We start from the raw sequence: 22,528 nt of genomic DNA on the forward strand, positions 1-22,528 counted from the left end.
CTTCAGATCAGTTCACCGAAACGGTGAGCTGATCCAGCCATTTGAAATGACGCAACCCCAGACGGGGATTGCTCTAGAGACCAGCGAGCGTCATGCCCTCGATGGCGAGCGTCGGCGCCGCGACGCCGAACTTGCGATCGATGTCGTCGGCCGGCGTCAGCGCCATGAACATGTCCTTGAGATTGGACGCAATCGTGACTTCGGAGACGGCAAATGTGAGTTCACCGTTCTCGATCCAGAATCCGGAGGCGCCGCGGCTGTATTCGCCGGTCACCATGTTGACCCCCTGACCGATCAGCTCGGTGACGTAGAAGCCGTTGCCGACACCGCGGATCAGATCCTCTCGCGAGATCGAACCCGGCTCGAGTGCCAGATTGGTCGAGGCCGGATTGACCGTCGGGCCACCGCGCACGCCGCGGCCGTTGGTCTGAAGGCCGAGCTCAGCGGCCGCGGATGTCGACAGGAACCAGTGGTTCAGCACACCATCCTCGACCATCGCGAGCTTCGAACCGCTGACGCCTTCGCCGTCGAAGGGACGCGAGGAGGAGCCGCGCACGATCAGCGGATCGTCGGTCACCGACAGGCCGGCCTTCATCACCTGCTTACCCATCCGGTCACGCAGGAAACTCGTCTTGCGGGCGACGGCCGCACCGTTGATTGCACCGGCCAGATGGCCGACGAAACCGCGGGCCATGCGCGGATCGAAGACGACGGTGACGTTCTTGGCCGTCGGCACCTGGCGCGGATTGAGGCGCGCCACAGCACGCTCGCCGGCAAGGCGGCCGATCTCCTCGGCAGGCCTGAGATCACCGACATAGAGGCGACTGTCGTAATCGTAGTCACGCTCCATCTTCGTGCCCTCGCCGGCAATCGCGCTGACGGAGCAGCCGAAGCGTGTCGCCATGTAGGAGCCCGAGAAGCCATGCGAGGTGACGAGCACCAGGCCGCCCATGCCGGCCGAGGCTCCGGCACCGCTGGAATTGGTCACGCCGGAGACGGCAAGAGCTGCCTCTTCGGCGGCAAGTGCGGCTTCCGTCAGCGATTCCGTGGAAACCGCGGTCGGATCGAAAAGATCAAGATCCGGATAGGACTTTGCCAGCCGATCCGCATCTGCGAGCGAGGCAAAGGGATCTTCCGGCGAGGCCTTGGCCATGGCGACAGCGCGTTCGGCAAGCAGCTTCAGGTCGAAGCCCGGATTGGCCGAAACGCTGGCAACGCGTCGCCCGACGAAAACGCGAAGCGAGAAATCGTCACTTTCAGAGGCCTCCGTCGCTTCGACCTTGCCGAGGCGTACGGAGACGGAACGGGAGCGCCCGCGCACCACCACGGCATCGGCCGCATCGGCGCCCGCCTTTCGGGCGAGGTCCACGAGTTCGGAGGCGCGTTTTTCGAGGTCGGCAGAATCGATCGTGTCGGACATGATGTAGCCTTTCATTCCTGCCCCATTTATTGTGCAGTGACGCAGGCATCAAGGGCATCGGCCTGATTCCCGCCCCGTACACCGCAAATGAACACTCTCCAAAGCTTCCTCGTCGGGGGCTGGGTGCCCAATAGTGAAAGCCGCAGGCATGGCAACGACACCGATCATCTATTCTCAAGCACTGATGCTGCTTGGCGGCGCAGTGGTGGCCGCACCAATCTTCAAACGGCTCGGCCTCGGCACGATCCTCGGCTACCTCTGCGCCGGTGTGCTCATCGGTCCGGTCGCTCAAAGCATCACCGAGGGCGAGCAGATCCTGCACGTCTCGGAACTCGGCGTCGTGTTCCTCCTGTTCATCATCGGCCTCGAACTCAAACCGTCGCGCCTCTGGCAGATGCGGCGCGATATCTTCGGTCTCGGCACCGCACAGGTGGTGCTGACCGGCATCGTGCTCTCTTCCCTCATCTATGCCCTCGGATTGCTCGGACAAGGCGGCAGCATCATCGCCGGCTTCGGCCTCGCCCTCTCGTCGACCGCCTTTGCCATGCAGATCCTCGACGAAGGCAACGATCGCAATACGCGTTACGGGCAACGATCCTTCTCCATCCTCCTGCTGCAGGACCTCGCGATCGTGCCATTGCTGGCGCTGATCCCGCTCCTGGCTGCACAGAAGCCCGAGGATACGACGACGCCACTCGAGGATTTCGCGGTCGCCACCACGGCGATCGTCGTCCTCTTTGCGGCCGGGCGCTACCTCGTGAACCCCCTGTTCCAGATCATCGGTCGTACGGGCGCCCGCGACGTTATGATCGCCGCCGCCCTGCTCGTCGTCATGGGCGCCGCGACCATGATGCAGCTCGCCGGCCTCTCCATGGCCATGGGCGCCTTCCTCGCCGGCGTGCTCCTGGCGGAATCCTCTTATCGCCATGAGCTCGAGGCGGACATCGAGCCGTTCCGCGGTATCCTGCAGGCGCTGTTCTTCATGGCCGTCGGCCTGTCGCTGGAACTCGGCGTCATTGTCGAGCGCTACCAGCTGATCATCGTTGCTGTGCCGCTCCTGATGGCGCTGAAGAGCCTGGTGCTCTACTGGCTCTGCCGGCTCACCGGATCGCAGCACAACGACGCGGTGCGCATCAGCCTGCTTCTGCCGCAGGGCGGCGAATTCGGGTTCGTCCTGTTCACGGCGGCAGCCGCCGCTGGCGTCTTCTCCGACGGGGACGCCTCGCTGCTTGTCGCGATCGTGACGCTATCGATGGCACTGACGCCGCTCGCCTCGATGCTGGCACCGAAGCTGATGCGCGAACAGGACGAGCTGGATGAGGAGATCGACGAAGATTTCGAAGGCGCGGGCGCCGACGTGTTGATGATCGGCTTTTCCCGCTTCGGCCAGATTGCCGCGCAGATCCTGCTAGCCGGGGGCCGCGACGTGACCATCATCGACCACTCCGCCGCCCGCGTGCGCCAGGCCGCGACCTTCGGTTTCCGCATCTATTTCGGCGACGGCAACCGGCTCGACGTGTTGCGCGCCGCCGGCATCGAGCGGGCAAAGATCGTCGCCGTCTGCACGCAGAAGAAGGAGACGACCGACCACATCGTCGACCTCGTGCAATCGGAATATCCGAACGCCCGCATTTTCGCCCGTTCCTACGACCGCCTGCATACGCTGGAGCTGCGCGCCAAGGGGGTCGACTACGAGTTGCGCGAGACCTTCGAATCCGGCCTGCTCTTCGGCCGCAAGTCACTGGAGGCGTTGGGGGTCGGTGACGACGACGCGATCGCGATCATGGACGATATCCGCAAACGGGACGAGGCACGCCTCGTGCTGCAGGAGGCCGAAGGCATCACCGCCGGTCGCGACATGCTGCATTCAAGGCCGGTGCGTCCGGAACCGCTGGTCAAGCCGAAACGCGAGGTCGATCATTCCCAGGAAACGGGCGAAAGGGTCCTGCCGGGGCTGCCTATGGACGAGCGCGAGAACGCATAGCCTCGCTTGCACCGACCGTGCGGGCCCGTCAGTCGTCGAGGTTCACTTGAACCTCGGCGCCCGCATCCGCTCGTCGAGTGCCCGTTTCAGCTGGTCCTTGATCGCCACTGTTCCGCTCAACACGTCCTTGGCTCGCAGGAAATCCATCACCCGGTAGCGACCGACATCGGGGCGCAACAGAATGTCGGGAGCGCCTTCCTTCAGCTTCATCGCGATGATCGACTGCATCATCAACTGGCTCGCGCCGAAAAGGCTGTCGATGCGGCTTGGAATCGTCTTGCCATCGCCATCCGGACCGCCGACGACATCGACAGCGATGACGATATCCGCGAGCCCGCGCAGGTGATCGAAGGGAATTGGATTGTAGATGCCGCCATCGATCATCACCCGCCCGTCGATCTTGACCGGGATGAAAATCGCAGGCAAGGCGGCCGAGGCCGCGAGCGCCTGCCAGAGGTCACCCTTTTCACAGATGTGTTCGGTTTGGCCATAGTAGTCGGTGGCAACCACCTTGAGCGGAATGCCGAGGTCCGAGAACTTCGGCGGAATGGCCTTCGGCAAAAAGGCCCTGAGAACGCGCTCGCCATTGAATTGCCCGAAGCGAAAGCCGTTCACCATGGCCTCGGAGAGGCTCGACGGCCGCAGCTGCCAGAGCCGGTTGACGACTTCGCGACGATGGCCGACGGTCGAGAGCGTGTGCGCTCTGATCTCTTCGCCGCGCATGCCAGCCGCCATGCCGGCGCCCATGATTGCGCCGATGGAAGAACCGGCGATCGCCACCGGGCGAATGCCCAGTTCGTCCAGCGCCTCGATGACGTGAATGTGCGCAAGCCCGCGTGCGCCACCGCCCCCCAGCGCCAGCGCCACGGTCGGCTGGCTGGAGGCCGGCCCCGCCCCCTTCGTCATCGAAAGATCCTGCTTCATCGGCATGTCCTCCACTTCGGCATAGTTCCTTAAATCGGCATCGGTTTAAGGACAAATTCTGCAGAAGGCCGCCTTCGGGCGCGGGATAAGAGAAACCTGCATGGTTCGGCGACAGCCTATCGTCGCAAGGAAATCGAAAATATGACGTCAGGCACCGCGGAAGCGGTAGAAATGCATGCGCGTGTCACCGAAGACCCGGACATCGAGACTTTCGAACACGGCGGTCGGCGCCGGCTGAACGTCTGCCCGTTCTTCGAGGATCACCAGTGCATCGGGGACGAGCCAGTTACCGACAGCGGCCGATTCCAATGCCTTCTCGCCGAGACCCTTTGCATAGGGGGGATCGGCGAAGACGAGATGAAACGGCTCCATCGTGCCGACGCCGCCGAGGCTCGTCGCGTCACGGCGGAAGACCTTGGCGCGTCCCTGAAGACCAAGCGTCTCGATGTTCGTCTGCAAGAGCCCCCTGCCCTCGACGCCCTGCTCGACGAAGAGTGCCTGCCGGCACCCGCGTGAGAGGGCCTCGAAGCCGACGGCGCCGGTGCCCGCGAAAAGATCGAGCACCCGGGTGCCATCGAGCGCTTCCGGGTAGGAGTGGCTCAGGATGTTGAACAGGCTTTCGCGCGTCCGGTCCGTGGTCGGCCGGATATCGCTGGACTTTGGGGTCGCCAGGCTGCGACCCCGAAACTCTCCACCGACGATGCGCACGGCCGCTTAGTTTCCTCTGCCGCGCGGCTTGCCACCGCCGGCCGGGCGTCCAGCGCCACCGGGGCGACCAGCGCCGCCCGGACGTCCACCACCGGGCTTGCCGCCGCCGGGCTTGCCGCCACGCGGGCCACCGGAGCGTTCGCCGAAGGATTTTCCACCCGAGGGCTTGCCGCCGAACGACTTGCCGCGGGGCTTGTCGCCGAACGGACGGTCACCACCTTCGCGGCGTGGCGGACGATCGCCCTCGGCGCGCGGTGCCCTTGGCTTGTCGGAATAGCTGCGCGGACCGCCGTCAGCGCGAGCCGGACGCTCGCCACGGGGGCGGTCGCCGCCTTCGCGGCGCGGCGGACGGTCACCGTCGGCGCGCGGGAAGCGGGGCTTGTCGGAGTAGCTGCGTGGTCCGCCTTCAGAACGGGCCGGACGGTCACCACCTTCGCGGCGCGCAGGACGGTCACCGTGATCGCGCGACCTGCGGTCGCCCGCATCGCCCGCCTTGCGCCGGCCGAAACCACCGTCACGACCCTCGTCCTTGCCGCGACGGGCAGGCTCGCTGGCGCTGATCCATTCGCCCTCTTCGTCCCGACGCTTGACCGGTGCGGCCGAAGCCGGGCGATCGAAGTCCCTGGACGAACCGCCCTTGCGGTCCGGGTCGAACTTGCCTGTCGTCTTGGTCGCGAAGCCATCTTTGCTACGACCGTAGCGCTTGGTCTTCGGCGCGCCGTCCGGACGCTCGCGACGGGCGGGCTTCTCGGTGGCATCGCCCTCGGCGGATTTTGGCTTCTTTTCGGCCAGCGGGCGGGCGCCCGGCGCCATCCAGACATTGGCCGTGCGGGCGCGCTGTGCCGGCGCGCGCTTCGGCCGATCCTCAAACTTGGCGTCGCGGTCTTCGCGCGGGCCACCCTTGCCGCGAGGACCTTCCTTGCGGCCGCCATCGCGACGATCGTCGCGGCGGGTGTCGAGCCGCGACAGAGCACGCTCGCGCTTGTCCTCGGGCTTTTCCCAGCGGTTGGCACGTTCGGGCCGGCGTGTATCGCCGGCATCATCGTCCGCCCCATCGCCGGCAACGGTTGCCGCCTGATCATTGTAGAGCGGTGCGTCGAAGTTGGCCTTGGCATCCTCGATCAGGCGCGGTCCAAGCTGATCGCGCAGCGTGCGGCCGCGGATTTCCTGGACATGTCCTTCCGGCAGTTCGCCGAGCTGGAACGGTCCGTAGGAAATGCGGATCAGACGGTTCACGTCGAGACCAAGCGCCCCGAGCACGTTCTTGATTTCGCGGTTCTTGCCTTCGCGAAGCCCCATCGTGATCCACACGTTCGAGCCCTGGACGCGGTCGAGCGTCGCTTCGATCGCGCCATAGAGCACGCCATCGACGGCGATGCCGTCCTTCAGTTTGTCGAGCGCGTCCTGATCGATCTCGCCATGGGCGCGCACGCGGTAGCGGCGCAGCCATCCGGTCGACGGCAGTTCGAGCACGCGGGCAAGGCCCCCGTCATTGGTGAGGAGCAGCAGGCCCTCGGTGTTGATGTCGAGGCGGCCGATCGACAACACGCGCGGCAATTCGTCAGGCAGGTTCTCGAATACGGTCGCGCGTCCCTCGGGATCGGCATTGGTGGTCACCAGGCCGGCCGGCTTGTGATAGAGCCAGAGGCGGGTGCGCTCGATACCGCGGATCGGCTGGCCATCGACCTCGATCGCATCGGCAAGCGTCGCGTTGACGACCGGTGTTTCGAGAAGGACGCCGTTGAGCTTGACGCGACCTTCCATGATCATGCGCTCGACGTCGCGACGCGAGGCGACGCCGGCGCGCGCCAGGATCTTGGAGATGCGCTGCGACTCGTCGGCACCCGGAGCAGCCGCACTCGGGCGCTCCTTTGCCGGACGCGAAGCGCCGGCCTTGGGGCCGGAAGCCTTCGATCCGAAGGATTTGGGGGCGCCAGCCTTTGAACCGGCAGCCTTTTTCGGCGCGCCAGCCTTGTTTTCGGCGAAATGCGGTTTCTTGTCCCGGCCGGCGAACTTGCCGCCAGGCCGTGTGGGCTTGTCTTTGGATGTCATTTGTGTTGCCTGCCTTTTGCGGCTGTCCTATCAGGTCGCGGCCCGTGGGTTAAGAGAAATTATTGTTTGAGCGATGGCTGAGACGACACGCTTCATGGATGCGGCCCTCGAGGAGGCCAGGAAAGCGGCAGAACGCGGCGAAGTGCCGATCGGCGCCGTGGTCGTTTTCGATGGCCAGATCATCTCCCGCGCCGGCAATCGCACCCGCGAACTCAACGACGTGACCGCACATGCCGAGATCGGCGCCATCCGCGAGGCTTCCGCTGTCCTTGGGGACGAACGACTGACGGGCGCCGATCTCTACGTCACCCTCGAACCCTGCACCATGTGCGCGGCGGCGATTTCCTTCGCCCGCATCCGCCGCCTCTACTACGGCGCGGATGACCCCAAGGGCGGCGGTGTCGACAGCGGCGTTCGTTTCTTCGGTTCGCCAACCTGCCATCATGTGCCGGACGTCTATTCGGGCCTCGCCGAGCGGGAGGCCGCCGACATCCTCAGGGACTTCTTCGCCAGGAAGCGGTGACACAAATCCTCGCGTCAACGAGATCCCGTTTCAGATGCTTTTGAGATTGCCTCAGTCGGCAGCGAAGTTTTCGAGGGCCGCACCGGCCAGCCGGTAGCGCGTCCATTCGGACATCGGTTCTGCACCGACCGATTCGTAGACCCGGATCGCAGGCTCGTTCCAGTCGAGCACGCTCCATTCGAAGCGGCCGCAGCCTTCCTCGACGGCAATCTTCGCGAGATGCTTCAGCAGCATCTTGCCGGCACCGGAGCCGCGGCAATCGGGCGTGACGTAAAGGTCTTCAAGGTAGAGACCCTTGCGCGCCTGCCAGGTCGAATAGTTGTAGAACCACATGGCGAAGCCCGCGGGCTTGCCGTCCTTCTCGCAGATCACGGCGCGAGTAATCGCGCCCGGACCGAAGAGCGAGGCCTGCAACATCTCGACCGTCGCCTCGACGGCGTCGGGCTCCTTCTCGTAGACGGCAAGTTCTGTGATGAAACGCAGGATGGTTTCCGCGTCTTCCGGGCGAGCGTTGCGAATGCTGATTGTCATGGCTTATGCGCAGCTTAGAAGGGCCAATACCACTTGGAGCCGGTGTTCTTGATCTGCGCCTCCTTCTTGCGGCGGCGCTCCTTGTCCTTCTCCGGCTCGCCGAGATCGGTCTCGGTTCCCTCCGGCAGACGACGGTAGTCGAGCGGCGGATCGCTCAGGAAGCGGCGCTTGTCGGAATAGGCGCCCATCTCGATCTTGCGGGCCGCCCGATAGGCTTCCTGCTGCTCCTTGGCCGAGAGCCGGCGGCCGTTGGCGCTGGCCTTGGCGAGCGGGGAAACGTAGTTCGGGTTGTTCTTGTTCGCGTCGGCCTCTTCACGCAGACGGCTGCGAACCTCTTCCGGAGACTCGACCCATTCCGGGTTCGACTCGCGGCTGGCAAGCGACTTCTGCGGTTCGACGAGAGCCGTCTGCTGCGCCGACGGCGGCAGAACGAGACCTGGGCGCGGCTGATACTTGACCGGATCACGCTTCGGCGGGCCAAAGCTTGCGACGCTGCCGAGGTCGTCCATGAGCTGTTCGCCGGCCGTCTTGTCCGTGCCGTAGGTCGGGCCGCCGATGCAGCCCGAAAGCACCAGGCCGCTCGTCAGAATAGCGGCCACGCTGGCAAACACTCGCAACTCTCGCGTCATTTCCATGAGATTCCTTCCAGCCGGCCACCGGTCAGCGCGGCCACTCAAGCGCCCATGGCGGAGAAATCCGCCAAATTTCGGGCAGGTTTTACCGGATGAACGCAACGAGTGCAATTCATCCGGTAACAATGCGTTAAGCCTTGAAACCAAGTTCGCGCAAGGCAGCGGCATCGCGAGCCGACACGTCGGGGTAGACAGAGTCGGAACCGACATCCGTCGTGATCCGCCAGGAACGGGCGCATTTCTGGCCTTCGGCGAGCTTCGGCACGACGCTCACCTTGGCCACGTCGGCAAGGCGGAACGCCTCCGCCGGACCTTCCGTGGCTTCGATCACGATGCCCGAGGTGATGCAGATCTCGGCGAAGTCCTGACCTTCCAGCGCCTTCAGGAGCTCCGGATCGGCGACATGGACAACCGGTGCCGCTTCCAGCGACGAGCCGATACGCTTGTCCTTGCGTTCGATCTCGAGCGCGCCGGTGACGACCGTGCGGACCGCACGGATCTTGTCCCACTTGGCCTCGAGAGCATCGTTCTTCCATTCCGCAGGGATCGCCGGGAACTGTTCGAGATGCACCGAGACCGCATCGGGCTTGCGCGACAGCCAGGCTTCTTCCGCGGTGAAGGGCAGCATCGGCGCCAGCCACAGCACGAGGCAATCGAAGAGCTTGCGGATGACGGCGAGTGCTGCACGGCGGCGCAGGCTCGACGGCGCGTCGCAGTAGAGCGCGTCCTTGCGAACGTCGAAGTAGAAGGCCGAGAGCTCGACGTTCGAGAAATCGATCAACGCACGGGCGATCTTCTTGAAGTCGAACGCATCGTAACCCTCGCGTACGAGCTGATCGAGTTCGGCAAGGCGATGCAGCATCAGCTTTTCGAGTTCAGGCATCTCGGCGTAGGCGATCTCCTCGCCCTTGTCGTGGGCGAGCGTGCCGAGCATCCAGCGGACGGTGTTGCGCAGCTTGCGATAGGCGTCGATGTTGGTCTGGATGATCGTCTTGCCGAGGCGCTGATCTTCCCAATAGTCCGTCGTCATCACCCACAGGCGCAGGATGTCGGCGCCGGCATCCTTCATCACCTCCTGCGGGGTGACGGTGTTGCCCTTGGACTTCGACATCTTCTCGCCCTTCTCATCCATGGTGAAGCCATGGGTGACAACGGCGTTGTAGGGCGCGCGGCCGCGCGTGGCGCAAGCCTCCAGCAGCGAGGAATGGAACCAGCCGCGATGCTGGTCCGAACCTTCGAGGTAGACGTCGGCCGGCCACTTCAGGTCCGGACGGTCCTCAAGCGTGAAGGTGTGTGTCGAACCGCTGTCGAACCACACGTCGAGAATGTCCATGACCTGGTGCCACTTGGCATGGTCGTGGCCGGTGCCGAGGAAACGCTCCTTGGCGCCTTCGGCGAACCAGGCGTCGGCGCCTTCCTTTTCGAAGGCTTCAAGGATGCGCTCGTTGACGGCCTCGTCGATGAGGATCTCGCCCTGGTCGTCGGCGAAGATGGCGATCGGCACGCCCCAGGCACGCTGACGCGAAAGCACCCAGTCCGGACGGCCCTCGATCATCGCGCGCAGGCGGTTCTGGCCGGCGCCGGGAACGAAGCGGGTGTCGTCGATTGCCGAAAGCGCGCGCGAACGCAGCGTCGTGCCGTCGCCGAAGGCCTTGTCCATGTAGACGAACCATTGCGGCGTGTTGCGGAAGATCACCGGCTTCTTCGAGCGCCAGGAATGCGGGTAGGAGTGCTTAAGGCGGCCGCGGGCAAACAGCGCATGACGGGCGATCAGCGCCTTGATGACGCGATCGTTGGCGTCGCCCTTCTTGCCCTTGTCGTCGAGGACGCGGCCGGCGCCACCTTCGGCGTCCGGGCCGAAGCCGTGGGCGTCGGCGGTGAAGTAGCCGGCGTCGTCGACGGTGAACGGAATTGCCGACGAGATGCCGCGGGCCTCAAGCGCACGCGCATTGTCCATCCAGGCATCAAAGTCTTCGCGGCCGTGGCTGGGTGCGGTGTGCACGAAGCCTGTGCCGGCATCGTCGGTGACATGGTCGCCGTCGAGCAACGGCACCTTGAAGGCATAGCCGCCGCCGAGACCGTGCAGCGGATGGGCGCAGGTAACGGCCGCCAGTTCAGAACCTTCGATGTCGCGGACGAAATTGAAGGTGAGCTTGGCCTTGGCCGCAGACTCGTCTGCCAGACGCTTGGCGAAGATCAGCTTCTCGCCCGGCTGCGGACCGAAGTCGTTCTCGGCGGTAGCAACTTCGTAGAGGCCGTAGGCATAGCGCGAAGAGAAGGCGATGGCGCGGTTGCCGGGGATGGTCCAGGGCGTGGTCGTCCAGATCACGACGAAGGTGCCGGCGAGATCGTCAGGACCTTCGGTGACCGGGAACTTCACCCAGATCATGTCGCTTTCGACGTCGGCATATTCGACTTCGGCTTCGGCAAGTGCGGTGCGCTCGACGACAGACCACATGACCGGCTTCGAGCCGCGGTAGAGCTGACCGAGCTTGGCGATCTTCATCAGCTCGCCGGCGATGCGCGCTTCGGCGTGGAAGTTCATCGTGGTGTAGGGATTGTCGAAGTCACCCTCGATGCCGAGGCGCTTGAATTCTTCCGCCTGGATCTGGATCCAGCCGGCGGCAAAGTCACGGCACTCCCTGCGGAACTCGTTGACCGGAACCTCGTCCTTGTTCTGCCCCTTCTCGCGGTACTTCTCTTCGATCTTCCATTCGATCGGGAGGCCGTGGCAGTCCCAACCGGGCACGTAATTGGCGTCGAAGCCGCGCATCTGGAACGAGCGGTTGATGACGTCCTTGAGGATCTTGTTCAGCGCATGGCCGATATGGATGTTGCCGTTGGCATAGGGAGGGCCGTCATGCAGCACGAACTTGTCGCGGCCGGCGGCCGAGGCACGCAGCTTCTTGTAGAGGCCCATCTTCTGCCAGCGGGCCACCGTTTCCGGCTCCTTCTGCGGCAGGCCAGCGCGCATCGGAAACTCCGTCTGCGGCAGATAGAGGGTCGAGGAGTAGTCGATCTTTTCAGCGGTGTCGGTCATGGTTTTTGCAATCGCTTCTTCGCGCGAAGGTTCGCGCATACGAAATGGGCTCGGTATCGAGAGATGACTGGGGCGTCGGAAACGCCGAAATCCCGGACCTTCCGGCTGACTAAAGCGCGCGGAAGGCCGGGCCAATAATTCGCTGATCGATGATCAATCGACGGTGCCGGGTCATGGTGGCCGGTTGTTTAAGGCGTTTTCGGCCTTTTGAAAAGGTCCGCCGCCGCAGCAACGCCGAAATCTTTTATCGGTCGAAGTTGAGCTTGCGGTCGATATCACCCAGCGGCGACACACCGGAGATCAGCGCCCGCGCCTCGGCCTCATCCTGACGGATCTGCGCCACAAGCGGATCGAGCCCGTTGAACTTCAGCTCGTCGCGCAGATGACCGAAGAAGGTGACGGTACAGATCTCGCCATAGAGATCGCCGGAGAAGTCGAAGACGAAGGTTTCGAGCAGGGGCTCGCCGTCGCTATCGACCGTCGGGCGGCGTCCGAAGCTTGCGACGCCGTCGTAGAGCGAACCGTCGGCCCGGCGGAAGCGCACGGCGTAGATGCCGGACCTGAGCTCCACCTCGGGTGCGAGCCGCATGTTGGCGGTGGGAAAGCCGAGCTCGCGACCAAGCTTCTTGCCGCCGATGACTTCCGCTTCGACGAGGTAGCGGTAGCCGAGCATGCCTGCCGCCTGCGAGACATCGCCTTCGCCGAGCAACGAGCGGACGTAGCTCGAAGAGATAACCGATGCATTCTCGTCGCGGAACGCATCGACGAGGGTCACACCGAAGCCGTTATCGCCACCGGCGGCCATCAGGAAGGCCGGGCCGCCCTCGCGACCTTTGCCGAAGTGGAAATCGAAGCCGGTCACCACATGCGAGGCATGCAGCCATTCGAGCAGGATGCGGTGAATGAAATCCGATGCGGAGAGCTGCGAGAAGGTGCGGTCGAACGGATACTCGATGACGGCGCCGAAACCCATGCCTTCGAGGATGCGCGCCTTCAACGGCGCCGGCGTCAACCGAAAGACCGGAGTTTCCGGACGGAACACGGTTCTCGGATGCGGCTCGAACGTCAGGACCAGTGCCGGCACACCGCGCGCCTTCGCCTCTTCCAGCGCCCGATTAAGGACCGACTGGTGGCCACGATGAACGCCATCGAAGTTACCGATCGCGACGACGCCGCCGCGCAAGTGCTCCGGAAGCGGATCACGGGTCTCGTTGCGATGAAAAACCGTCATCTCCGTCTTTCCGTCAGGCGAGCCGCGGCATCCAGTACTTTGGCGAGGCGCCCTCCTTTTTCAGGAAGGCGGCAAGCTTCGCCTCGTCGGTGCGGCTTTCGTTCATGTATTCCTGGGCGTGGATACCAGCACTGATATAGAGCAGATCGAAGCCGGCATCCTGCGCACCCTTGACGTCCGTCGGCATGCCATCGCCGACGGCGATCACACGCGACAGGTCAAGCGGGCCACGCACGGCCTTGGCTTCGGTCAGCGCCGCGCGGTAGATGGCGACATAGGGCTTGCCGGCAATGCGGGCCTCGCCCCCCAGCTCTTCATAGAGCTTGGCGATCGCGCCGGCACAGGGGATCAGCCTGTGGCCGCGCTCGACAACCAGATCGGGATTGGCGCAGATGAACGGGATCTTGCGCTTGGCAAGACCGGTCAACGTCGCGCGATAGTGCTCGGGCGTTTCGGTTTCGTCGTCATAGAAGCCGGCACAGACAACCGTCTCGGCATCCTCCGAGGAAACGATCTGCGTTCCGAGGCCCTCGAGCAGCGGCAAGTCGCGCTCGGCGCCGATGAAGAAGATCTTCTTGTCGGCTGCCGCGATCAGCGCCCGGGTCACATCGCCCGAGGTCACGATCCGGTCATAGGTTTCATCGGGGACGCCAAGGCCGCGGATCTGGACCTTCACGCTCGGGTGCGGGCGCGGCGAGTTGGTGATCAACACCACCGTCAAGCCGGCAGCACGCGCCTCGGCCAACGCCTCGCAGGCGGAGGCGAAAGCCTGCACGCCATTGTGAAGAACACCCCAGACATCGCACAGCACGACGTCGTAACGCCCTGCGATTTCCCGAAAACTGTTGATCCTTGCGGCCATCCTGGCTTCCTGCAAACACGGTTTCCGGCTTGCATGGCAAGGAAGGCAGGAGATTACAAGTCTCGTCTCCCGAAAAAGGCGCACCCTCCCAAGGATTCCGGCGGTGTCGCGAACCAGGAAAAATGCACTGCGGATGCGGCCCGCCGCGCAGAAGCACTTTCTCGCGGTTATCAACCGTCAAAATCCCGCCCATGCCGCTCATCGACGCGATCGCCTACATTTCGCCAAGAATGGGGCTAGTCTGCCTATGCCCGCGCCTGCCGTGCCCGTCCAGAGCAACTGCCGTCAGCAAAAAATCTAGGCGCCGATCCTTGACTCACTCCATACCCAAGCTTATCTCGGCATCGCTAGCACTCGATAAATGAGAGTGCTAACACCCATCCATCGGGTCGATCAGCGATCCGTAATGTCATTTGATCGAGGGATTAGACTAATGGCAAGCACCAACTTCCGCCCGCTGCACGACCGCGTCGTCGTTCGCCGCGTCGAGTCTGAAGAGAAGACCAAGGGCGGCATCATCATTCCGGACACCGCCAAGGAAAAGCCGCAGGAAGGCGAAATCGTCGCCGTCGGTTCGGGCGCCCGTGACGAAAGCGGCAAGGTCGTTGCCCTCGACGTCAAGGCTGGCGACCGCGTTCTGTTCGGCAAGTGGTCGGGCACCGAAGTCAAGATCAACGGCGAAGACCTTCTGATCATGAAGGAAGCCGACATCATGGGCATCATCGGCTGATCGGCCGGCGTCCACCCCTATTCATGACAACCAATGGGCAATGAGCCCGGGAGTTTTCTCTAATGGCTGCAAAAGAAATCAAGTTCGGCCGCACCGCGCGCGAAAAGATGCTGCGTGGCGTCGACATCCTCGCTGACGCCGTAAAGGTCACGCTCGGCCCGAAGGGTCGTAACGTCATCATCGACAAGTCCTTCGGCGCTCCGCGCATCACCAAGGACGGCGTATCGGTCGCCAAGGAAATCGAACTCGAAGACAAGTTCGAAAACATGGGCGCCCAGATGGTCCGCGAAGTTGCTTCGAAGACCAACGACATCGCTGGCGACGGCACCACGACTGCAACCGTTCTTGCCCAGGCGATCGTTCGCGAAGGCGCGAAGGCTGTTGCTGCCGGCATGAACCCGATGGACCTGAAGCGCGGTATCGACCTCGCTGTCACCGAAGTCGTCAAGGATCTCCAGGCCAAGGCCAAGAAGATCAACACGTCGGAAGAAGTCGCACAGGTCGGCACGATCTCGGCCAACGGCGAGCGTCAGATCGGCCTCGACATTGCTGAAGCAATGCAGAAGGTCGGCAACGAAGGCGTCATCACGGTTGAAGAAGCCAAGACCGCCGAAACCGAACTCGAAGTCGTCGAAGGCATGCAGTTCGACCGCGGCTACCTGTCGCCCTACTTCGTCACCAACCCGGAAAAGATGGTCGCTGACCTCGACGACGTCTTCGTTCTCCTTCACGAGAAGAAGCTCTCGAACCTCCAGGCCATGCTCCCGGTTCTCGAAGCTGTCGTTCAGACCGGCAAGCCGCTCCTGATCATCGCTGAAGACGTCGAAGGCGAAGCTCTTGCTACGCTCGTCGTCAACAAGCTGCGTGGTGGCCTCAAGATCGCTGCCGTCAAGGCTCCGGGCTTCGGCGATCGCCGCAAGGCCATGCTCGAAGACATCGCCATCCTGACGGGCGGCACCGTGATCTCCGAAGACCTCGGCATCAAGCTCGAAAACGTCACGCTCGACATGCTCGGCCGTGCGAAGAAGGTTTCGATCTCCAAGGAAAACACGACGATCGTCGACGGCGCCGGCCAGAAGGCCGACATCGAAGGCCGCGTTGCCCAGATCAAGGCCCAGATCGAAGACACCACCTCCGACTACGACCGCGAAAAGCTGCAGGAACGTCTTGCCAAGCTCGCTGGCGGCGTTGCCGTCATCCGCGTCGGCGGTTCGACGGAAGTCGAAGTGAAGGAAAAGAAGGACCGCATCGACGACGCCCTCAACGCGACGCGCGCTGCTGTTCAGGAAGGCATCGTACCGGGCGGCGGCACTGCACTCCTGCGTTCGGCCTCCAAGATCACGGTCAAGGGCGTCAACGACGACCAGGAAGCCGGCATCAACATCATTCGCCGCGCTCTGCAGGCTCCGGCCCGCCAGATCGCCGAAAACGCTGGTGATGAAGCTTCGATCGTTGTCGGCAAGATCCTCGACAAGAACGATGACAACTACGGCTACAACGCCCAGACCGGCGAATATGGCGACATGATCGCCATGGGTATCGTCGACCCGGTCAAGGTCGTTCGCACCGCCCTTCAGGACGCAGCTTCGGTTGCTGGCCTCCTCGTCACGACGGAAGCCATGATCGCCGAACTGCCGAAGAAGGACGCTCCGGCTATGCCGGGCGGCATGGGCGGCATGGGTGGCATGGACATGATGTGATCAAGGCAACCGCCTTATCGCAGCATTGATCCATCCGGATCGGAAAGGCGGCCCTCGGGTCGCCTTTCTTGTTTTTTATCAATACCATTGGTCGATCAAGAACCGGCCGACCGCACTGCGGGCAGAAAAGATCCACCGGTTGTAGTCGGACTTCAAAAAACCGTTGAAGTCGAAAAAAAACGAACTATAACAGCGCCCCAAGTGAGCGGAGATTCACGGGAGACTGGGTAGCGGATCAAGGCGGGCGGCCAATCGCTTAAGCTTTTTCGTATTAACCGTGTATCCGGAATCGCTTCGAGAAAATCACGATAAGCATATAAGTATTTAATCGCAAATTTAGCCGCCGTCTCCAGCGAAATCACTTCGTCAGAGAGCTTCATTACTATCTCGCGACCTTTCGAGTGGTGGAACGCCCACGGCACGTGGCGTGCGCTTTTGTATTGGCCGTTGGTGAGCGTGATTTGCACATTGGGACGTGTTTTCCTGAGACGTCAGCGGCGTTCAGGAGCTCTGCGGGGGTAGACCGTGTTTAAGATCACGAGAGCAAATTCCGTTCCTCTTGGCTCCCCGGGACAGCCGCACCTCGACCTCCCGCATCATGAATACCTGCAGCAGTTCTGCGCGTCTGAGGGCTGGTCGGGCGACCTGTCCACGGGGCTGTTCCGGCTTGGCGAGAAGGCAGCCGCCATCCATGGCCTGCGCGATGGCGAGTGTGGCCTGCTCAACTTCGTGCGCTGCTATGACCCAGCCGACCGCAACCACGTGCTGGAACTGTTCGAGCAGGCCGCGACGAGCTGCTCGTCCTTCTGCTTTTCGACGACGATCGCACTGGAAGAAGCCGGACAGAAACAGCCCCTGTTCTGCATCGGCGAATCCTCGGGTCTCGAACAGCGCTATTCCGGCACGATAACGGGCGTCTTCTTCTTCCCGCGCTTCCTGGTGGAAGGCGCCGGCCCGACGCCGTTGCGCCAATAGCGCAAGCCTGGCCCGCCGAAGGCCTTCGAAAAAGAACCGAAATTATGACGCGAGGTGGCGCGTGACCCGCGGTCACTGTAGATGCGCCCTGGCAACTGCCGCCTGGATCAGGCGGCAGCGGCCTTGTCGTCGCCGCGAGACTGGAGCGGCAATGGAGCCGGACGGCCGAGCAGATAGCCCTGCGCCTCATCACAGCCCTCCGCCTGCAGGATGTCGAGCTGCTTCTGCGTCTCGACGCCCTCGGCGAGAACCGGCACGGACAGGCTCTGCCCGAGCGCCAGGATGGCGCGAACGATCGCCTTGGCCTGCGGGCTGCCCTCCACTTCCCACATGAAGCTCTTGTCGAGCTTGATCTTGTCGAAGGGGAACGACCGCAACGTTTCGAGCGACGAATACCCGGTGCCGAAATCGTCGATCGCGATCGTGACGCCGAGTTCCTTGATCTGACGCAGGGTCAGCAGCGCGCGCTCCTTGTCGTCGATAATCGTCGATTCCGTGATTTCGAGCTCCAGCCGGTTCGGGTCGAGCCCGGTCTCGGCAAGCACATCCTGCACCAGGCTGACGATATCGCCATTGGCGAGCTGGACCGGTGACAGGTTGACGGCAATCTTGTGATTGTTCTCCCAGCCTGCAGCCTCGCGGCAGGCCTCGCGCAGCACCCATTCACCGATCGGCAGGATCGCGCCGCATTCCTCCGCAAGCGGAATGAACTCGTTTGGCGGCACCATTCCGCGCTCGGGGTGATGCCAGCGCAAAAGCACCTCGTAGCCGATGACGGCGCCGGTCATGACCGACTTCTGCACCTGGTAGTGCAGCGCAAGCTGCTTCTTGTCGACGGCATCCCAGAGATCGTTGGCAAGCGCACGCCGCTGGCGGGCAGCTTCGTCCATCGAGACCTCGTAGAAGCAGACAGTCTGGTTGAGCGCGGCCTTTGCCCGGTACATGGCGAGGTCGGCATTGTTGATCAGCGTATCTGCCGTCTCCGCATCCTGCGGGTAGATGGCGACGCCCATGCTGCCGCCGGACTTCAGTTCGAAATCGCCGAAGCGCATTTCTTCATGCAGGCTCTTTTCGATGCGGCGCAGGAAGTCGTTGAGCTCGGCCAGCTCCTCGAAGCGCTTGACGGCCGCGAACTCGTCGCCGCCGAGGCGTGCCACGAATTCGCCCTCCAGAAGCAGGCCCTTCACGCGCTGGGCAATCGTCACCAGCACGAAGTCGCCGGCAGCATGGCCGTGCAGGTCGTTGACTTCCTTGAACTTGTTGAGGTCGACGCCGATGACGGCAACCTTGCGGTTGAACCAGGCCGCCGCATCCAGCTCCTCTTCGAGGTAGCTGTTGAACTGCAGCCGGTTCGGCAGACCCGTCAGGCTGTCATGGCGCGCGAGGAACGTGATCTGTTCCTCCGTATCGAGGCGCTCGGTGATGTCTTCATAGGTGCTGACCCAGCCACCGTCCGGGAGGGTGCGATGTATGGTCAGGATCGAGCGGCCGTTCGGCAGCTTCTCCACCACGTCTCCCCCGCCCTTTCCGACCATTTCGACCCGATGCTTCTGGTAGAGCTCCTCGGCCTTGGCCCGTGCGATGACCGGGTCGGTGTAGTTGCGCGCAAAGACGATATCGAGGATCTCGCGGAAGGTCAGCCCCTTGCCGGCAAGCGTTTCGGAGAAGCCGAAGATCTCGCGGCAGCGCCGGTTCGACAGCAGCAGCCGGTCGTCGCTGTCAAACAGGCAGATGCCCTGCGACATGTTCTCGAGCGCGACGTCGAGGTTGTTGCTGACCTCGGCGATGCGATCGGCATCGGCTTTCGCCTTGGTAATGTCCTTGACGATCTTGATGTACCCGGCGTGCCTGCCGTCTTCGTCAAGGAACGGATCGATCACCACATGGGCCCAGAACCGCGACCGGTCCTTGCGATAGCGCCAGCCCTCGTTCTCATATTTGCCCTCCGCCACGGCGGCCTCCAGCGCGCGGCGCGGCAGGCCGTCGCGCTGATCGTCTTCAGAATAGAAGCAGGCGAAGTTCTTGCCGATGATCTCGTCGGCTGTGTAGCCCTTGTTGGCCTGCGCGCCTGCATTCCAGCTCGCAACGCGGCCATCGATGTCGAGCATGTAGATGGCGTAGTCCTTCACGCTGCGGACGAAGCGGGTGAACTCCCGTTCGGTCGCAGCGGCCGAGAGTTCGGCGTGATGGGCAAAGCCGGCGGCGACCAGTACCAGGGACAGAAGGAAGAATGCTGTTCCCGCGATGACGAAGGCGAGCAGATGGGGCTGGATCATGCCCTCATATACCGGCATGACGAGGCCGACCTCGATCGTCACGGCGCCCATGGCGGTGAAATGCAGCGCGACAATGCCGAGCGTCATCAGCAGCGTCGCGATGATCTTCGCCTCCAGCGGCTTGCCCACGCGGGCAATCGTCCTCAGTGCACCGATGTCGAACAGCGAGCCGAGAACGATCGACGCGGCAACCAGCGTCGCATCCCAACGCAGGTCGCCGGGAACATCGAGTGCCGCCATGCCGAGAAAGTGCATGCAGGCAACGCCGGCGCCGAGAACCAGGCCACCGGCAATCCAGGCCAGCCGATCCTGCACATAAGTCGCGATCAGCAGCGCCGTCGTGGTGAGCACGATGGCAATCGCCAGCGACAGTGCCGTCAGGTCCATCTGGTAGCCGAGCACAACACCAGGGTCGTAGGCGAGCATGGCGATGAAGTGGGTGGCCCAGATGCCAAAGCCGCTGGCAATGCCCGCGGCGACCGCCCAGATCGTCCGCGCCTTGCCGGACGATCCGCGGGCACGCTGCAAGAGCGTCACCGCGCCATAACTGGACAGGAAGCATATGAGCGCCGCCAACGCGACCAGCCTCGGATTATGTTCCACCACGAGGCATGTAAGAACCTTGAACATCGCAATCGCCTAAATCAACAACCGCTGAGAAACGAGACCTCTCGCCTCCAGTTAAGCGACCTGTGTTGGCGCGACGTGATTTAAGGAAATGATAAACCGTGGTTCCGGCGCGCAAATGCCAGACAAATCAGTAGTTTCGTCGTTAATGAAAATTGAAACCGCGACGCCTGCAAGTTGCAGTTCGCGGAAAGCGCCGCCAGGCGTAGTTCTGCCGCTCAGGGCTGGGAGAGCAGTGCCTTGAGGTCCGACTGAGGATCGGCAATGACGGCCCGGTCTGGATTGATGCCGGTTTCAAGCAGCTTCTTGCCCGTCACATAGGCCTTAGCGTCATTGATCGCATCGACAGCGACAAGCCGTCCCTGCCTGAAATACCAGACGGACACGCTGCCCTCGCGCTGGCCGGGCCTGACGATCGTTTCGTCATGACCAAGGCCGAAGCCGGCGATCTGCAGCTTGACGTCGTACTGATCGGACCAGAACCAGGGCTTCGGCTCATAGGGGTGTTCGCCGCCGGCGAGGATCGCCGCGACGGCCTCGGCCTGGTCGACAGCGTTCTGCACCGATTCCAGCCGGATGCGCAGGTCTTCCCAGGGAAGCACGGCACAATCACCCATGGCGAAAATCGCTAGGTCGGCGGTTCGCCCGAACGCATCGACGACGATGCCGCCGGCGGTTTCCAGCCCTGCATCATGCGCCAGGCGGTCATTGGCGGTGACGCCGATACCGACGATGACGACATCGACCGGCAAGGTCGATCCGTCGGACAATTCCGCTGCGATCACCCGGCCATTTTCGCCGACGAGGCGGTTGAGGCCGGTGGCCTCGCGGATATCGACGCCGCGGGACTGGTGAATGTCGCGCACGAGACCGGAGGTTGCCGACGAGGCGACGCGCTGCAAGATACGATCGGCCATCTCGATGACCGTGACCTCGAGCCCGCAGGTTCGTGCGACCGCCGCCGCTTCAAGGCCGATGTAGCCACCACCGACGACAAGGGCGCGCCGGCCGGGCTTCATTTCCTCGGCAAGGTGATCCGCGTCCTTGAAGTCGCGCACGACGAAGACACCTTCGAGGTCCCCACCAACTGCGGCGGGCAGCCGGCGCGGCGTGGCGCCGGTGGCCAAGGCCAGCACTTCATAGTCGAGCGACGTCCCGTCGCTGAGCATCACGCGCTTGCCGGGGCGATCGAGGCCGGTTACCGTCGTCTCAAGGCGCACGTCAACATCGTGCTCGCCGTACCAGGCCTCCGGACGATAGAGCAGCCGGTCGAGGCTCATCTCACGCAAAAGGTATTTCTTGGAAAGCGGCGGGCGCTGATAGGGCAGGCTCGCTTCCGAGGCGACGATCGTGATCGGCCGCTCGTCCTTCAGGGCACGCAGCTTGGCAACCAGGGCAAAGGCGGCCTGACCGCCACCGACAACTACAAGCCTTCCCGTCACGCTTCCCACCTGCTTCTTATTCGTCTGTACAGCAAGGCCTAGCCTTGCGCCCGAGCTTCGTCAACTCAGGCACAGGGCCATCACGATTGCTATTCCTTGCGCGGCACTTCCATGCCCTTTAGAGCCGCAGGCCGCGACAGGCCGCGCTCGACCCAGGCCATCACGTTTGGAAAGGCCTTGTAATCCAGGACGTCGGCGCCGCCATAGAACCTGCGAGCGCCTTCGACCCAAGGGTACGTTGCGATGTCGGCAATCGTGTATTCGTCGCCCATCAGCCATTGCCGCCCCTCAAGGCGCGCTTCGAGCACGCCGAGAAGACGCTTCGATTCGTCACGGTAACGCTCGACGGGATAGGAATTGTTGGCGACCTTGTCGGCCGCAAACTTGAAGAAATGGCCGAACTGACCAAGCATCGGACCGATGCCACCCATCTGGAACATCACCCAGGAGATCGTCTCATAGCGGCCGGCCGCGTCCACCGGCAGCAGCTTTCCAGTCTTTTCCGCCAGATAGATCAGGATCGCGCCGGACTCGAAGAGACCGATCGGCTTTCCCTCCGGACCGTTGGGATCGATGATTGCCGGGATGCGGCCATTCGGATTGAGCGAGAGAAATTCCGGCGATTTCTGCTCGTTGGCATCGAAGGCGACCCGGTGAGGCTCGTAGGGCAGGCCCAACTCTTCGAGCGCGATCGAGACCTTCACGCCATTGGGCGTCGGCAGCGAATATAACTGAATGATATCGGGGTTTTTCGCCGGCCAGCGCTTGGTGATCGGAAAGGCGGAAAGATCGGCCATGAATGTCTCCTGGAACGGAAGGGCGAGGAACGGCACAGTGCCGTCCGCACGACTTACATAGGAGCGGAGGGTTC

At 63.1% G+C, this 22,528-nt stretch carries 18 protein-coding genes; 5 read left to right on the forward strand and 13 right to left on the reverse strand.

What is annotated here, in order from left to right; all coding sequences use genetic code 11:
* Positions 1-73 precede the first annotated feature (73 nt).
* The gene (locus tag AB4Z53_RS01680) at positions 74-1,420 is read right to left on the reverse strand and encodes a TldD/PmbA family protein (protein WP_291162914.1); all 1,347 of its coding nucleotides are present in this window, start codon (positions 1,418-1,420) and stop codon (positions 74-76) included.
* A gap of 148 nt (positions 1,421-1,568) precedes the next feature.
* Here AB4Z53_RS01680 and AB4Z53_RS01685 point away from each other — a divergent pair, with 148 nt between their 5' ends.
* Positions 1,569-3,404, forward strand: a complete 1,836-nt coding sequence (locus tag AB4Z53_RS01685; RefSeq protein WP_441594341.1) for a monovalent cation:proton antiporter-2 (CPA2) family protein — start codon at positions 1,569-1,571, stop codon at positions 3,402-3,404.
* Positions 3,405-3,446: 42 nt separating this feature from the next.
* On the opposite strand, the gene AB4Z53_RS01690 is transcribed toward AB4Z53_RS01685, so the two are convergent.
* The 3 genes from AB4Z53_RS01690 to AB4Z53_RS01700 all read right to left on the reverse strand — a co-directional run bounded on the left by AB4Z53_RS01690 (position 3,447) and on the right by AB4Z53_RS01700 (position 7,088).
* Positions 3,447-4,328, reverse strand: coding sequence for a patatin-like phospholipase family protein (locus tag AB4Z53_RS01690; RefSeq protein ID WP_113536298.1), 882 nt, complete (start codon positions 4,326-4,328; stop codon positions 3,447-3,449).
* 147 nt (positions 4,329-4,475) lie between these two features.
* A complete protein-coding gene (gene rsmD, locus AB4Z53_RS01695; protein WP_113536299.1) occupies positions 4,476-5,036 on the reverse strand; it encodes a 16S rRNA (guanine(966)-N(2))-methyltransferase RsmD in 561 nt (186 codons plus the stop codon).
* 6 nt (positions 5,037-5,042) lie between these two features.
* Entirely contained in the window at positions 5,043-7,088 is a 2,046-nt protein-coding gene (locus AB4Z53_RS01700; protein ID WP_441594343.1) for a pseudouridine synthase, read from the reverse strand.
* 73 nt (positions 7,089-7,161) lie between these two features.
* Here AB4Z53_RS01700 and AB4Z53_RS01705 point away from each other — a divergent pair, with 73 nt between their 5' ends.
* Positions 7,162-7,611, forward strand: coding sequence for a nucleoside deaminase (locus tag AB4Z53_RS01705; RefSeq protein WP_441594345.1), 450 nt, complete (start codon positions 7,162-7,164; stop codon positions 7,609-7,611).
* Positions 7,612-7,662: 51 nt separating this feature from the next.
* Here the strand turns inward: AB4Z53_RS01705 and AB4Z53_RS01710 are convergent, their stop codons facing one another.
* The 5 genes from AB4Z53_RS01710 to AB4Z53_RS01730 all read right to left on the reverse strand — a co-directional run bounded on the left by AB4Z53_RS01710 (position 7,663) and on the right by AB4Z53_RS01730 (position 13,907).
* Entirely contained in the window at positions 7,663-8,142 is a 480-nt protein-coding gene (locus AB4Z53_RS01710; protein ID WP_113536302.1) for a GNAT family N-acetyltransferase, read from the reverse strand.
* A gap of 14 nt (positions 8,143-8,156) precedes the next feature.
* Positions 8,157-8,777 carry a hypothetical protein gene (locus tag AB4Z53_RS01715; protein WP_291164630.1) on the reverse strand — a complete coding sequence of 207 codons (621 nt, stop codon included), beginning with the start codon at positions 8,775-8,777 and terminating at the stop codon, positions 8,157-8,159.
* A gap of 127 nt (positions 8,778-8,904) precedes the next feature.
* The gene (gene ileS / locus AB4Z53_RS01720) at positions 8,905-11,814 is read right to left on the reverse strand and encodes an isoleucine--tRNA ligase (RefSeq protein WP_113536742.1); all 2,910 of its coding nucleotides are present in this window, start codon (positions 11,812-11,814) and stop codon (positions 8,905-8,907) included.
* A 244-nt stretch (positions 11,815-12,058) separates the two neighbouring features.
* Entirely contained in the window at positions 12,059-13,045 is a 987-nt protein-coding gene (locus tag AB4Z53_RS01725) for a bifunctional riboflavin kinase/FAD synthetase (RefSeq protein ID WP_291163022.1), read from the reverse strand.
* 13 nt (positions 13,046-13,058) lie between these two features.
* Positions 13,059-13,907 (reverse strand): TIGR01459 family HAD-type hydrolase, encoded by an 849-nt coding sequence (locus AB4Z53_RS01730; protein ID WP_441594348.1) that lies wholly within the window; start codon positions 13,905-13,907, stop codon positions 13,059-13,061.
* A 433-nt stretch (positions 13,908-14,340) separates the two neighbouring features.
* Between AB4Z53_RS01730 and groES the strand changes: the two genes are divergently transcribed.
* Complete coding sequence (groES, locus tag AB4Z53_RS01735; protein WP_004675403.1) at positions 14,341-14,637, forward strand: co-chaperone GroES; 297 nt, start codon at positions 14,341-14,343, stop codon at positions 14,635-14,637.
* Between the two features lie 62 nt (positions 14,638-14,699).
* Positions 14,700-16,337 carry a chaperonin GroEL gene (gene groL, locus AB4Z53_RS01740; RefSeq protein ID WP_113536306.1) on the forward strand — a complete coding sequence of 546 codons (1,638 nt, stop codon included), beginning with the start codon at positions 14,700-14,702 and terminating at the stop codon, positions 16,335-16,337.
* 152 nt (positions 16,338-16,489) lie between these two features.
* Here the strand turns inward: groL and AB4Z53_RS01745 are convergent, their stop codons facing one another.
* A complete protein-coding gene (locus tag AB4Z53_RS01745) occupies positions 16,490-16,804 on the reverse strand; it encodes a hypothetical protein (protein WP_441594350.1) in 315 nt (104 codons plus the stop codon).
* Positions 16,805-16,862: 58 nt separating this feature from the next.
* Here AB4Z53_RS01745 and AB4Z53_RS01750 point away from each other — a divergent pair, with 58 nt between their 5' ends.
* Positions 16,863-17,312, forward strand: a complete 450-nt coding sequence (locus AB4Z53_RS01750) for a hypothetical protein (RefSeq protein WP_113536307.1) — start codon at positions 16,863-16,865, stop codon at positions 17,310-17,312.
* Positions 17,313-17,419: 107 nt separating this feature from the next.
* On the opposite strand, the gene AB4Z53_RS01755 is transcribed toward AB4Z53_RS01750, so the two are convergent.
* The 3 genes from AB4Z53_RS01755 to AB4Z53_RS01765 form a co-directional block, all read right to left on the reverse strand.
* Positions 17,420-20,218 carry a bifunctional diguanylate cyclase/phosphodiesterase gene (locus AB4Z53_RS01755; protein WP_291162920.1) on the reverse strand — a complete coding sequence of 933 codons (2,799 nt, stop codon included), beginning with the start codon at positions 20,216-20,218 and terminating at the stop codon, positions 17,420-17,422.
* Between the two features lie 215 nt (positions 20,219-20,433).
* A complete protein-coding gene (locus AB4Z53_RS01760; protein WP_441594353.1) occupies positions 20,434-21,657 on the reverse strand; it encodes an NAD(P)/FAD-dependent oxidoreductase in 1,224 nt (407 codons plus the stop codon).
* 89 nt (positions 21,658-21,746) lie between these two features.
* On the reverse strand, positions 21,747-22,454 hold the full coding sequence (locus AB4Z53_RS01765; RefSeq protein ID WP_223726561.1) for a glutathione binding-like protein: 708 nt from the start codon (positions 22,452-22,454) through the stop codon (positions 21,747-21,749).
* Between the last annotated feature and the right edge of the window lie 74 nt (positions 22,455-22,528).

This window comes from Ensifer sp. 2TAB8, assembly GCF_052115125.1.
Lineage (GTDB): Bacteria > Pseudomonadota > Alphaproteobacteria > Rhizobiales > Rhizobiaceae > Ensifer.

What these genes read in the sequence shown, in the direction of transcription:
- AB4Z53_RS01685 (WP_441594341.1), top strand. Translation starts at nt 1,569, where the DNA reads ATGGCAACGACACCGATCATCTATTCTCAAGCACTGATGCTGCTTGGC.
- AB4Z53_RS01715 (WP_291164630.1), bottom strand. Translation starts at nt 8,777, where the DNA reads ATGGAAATGACGCGAGAGTTGCGAGTGTTTGCCAGCGTGGCCGCTATT.
- AB4Z53_RS01705 (WP_441594345.1), top strand. Translation starts at nt 7,162, where the DNA reads ATGGCTGAGACGACACGCTTCATGGATGCGGCCCTCGAGGAGGCCAGG.
- AB4Z53_RS01710 (WP_113536302.1), bottom strand. Translation starts at nt 8,142, where the DNA reads ATGACAATCAGCATTCGCAACGCTCGCCCGGAAGACGCGGAAACCATC.
- AB4Z53_RS01765 (WP_223726561.1), bottom strand. Translation starts at nt 22,454, where the DNA reads ATGGCCGATCTTTCCGCCTTTCCGATCACCAAGCGCTGGCCGGCGAAA.
- AB4Z53_RS01755 (WP_291162920.1), bottom strand. Translation starts at nt 20,218, where the DNA reads ATGTTCAAGGTTCTTACATGCCTCGTGGTGGAACATAATCCGAGGCTG.
- AB4Z53_RS01700 (WP_441594343.1), bottom strand. Translation starts at nt 7,088, where the DNA reads ATGACATCCAAAGACAAGCCCACACGGCCTGGCGGCAAGTTCGCCGGC.
- ileS (WP_113536742.1), bottom strand. Translation starts at nt 11,814, where the DNA reads ATGACCGACACCGCTGAAAAGATCGACTACTCCTCGACCCTCTATCTG.
- AB4Z53_RS01680 (WP_291162914.1), bottom strand. Translation starts at nt 1,420, where the DNA reads ATGTCCGACACGATCGATTCTGCCGACCTCGAAAAACGCGCCTCCGAA.
- AB4Z53_RS01690 (WP_113536298.1), bottom strand. Translation starts at nt 4,328, where the DNA reads ATGAAGCAGGATCTTTCGATGACGAAGGGGGCGGGGCCGGCCTCCAGC.
- AB4Z53_RS01730 (WP_441594348.1), bottom strand. Translation starts at nt 13,907, where the DNA reads ATGGCCGCAAGGATCAACAGTTTTCGGGAAATCGCAGGGCGTTACGAC.
- groL (WP_113536306.1), top strand. Translation starts at nt 14,700, where the DNA reads ATGGCTGCAAAAGAAATCAAGTTCGGCCGCACCGCGCGCGAAAAGATG.
- AB4Z53_RS01725 (WP_291163022.1), bottom strand. Translation starts at nt 13,045, where the DNA reads ATGACGGTTTTTCATCGCAACGAGACCCGTGATCCGCTTCCGGAGCAC.
- groES (WP_004675403.1), top strand. Translation starts at nt 14,341, where the DNA reads ATGGCAAGCACCAACTTCCGCCCGCTGCACGACCGCGTCGTCGTTCGC.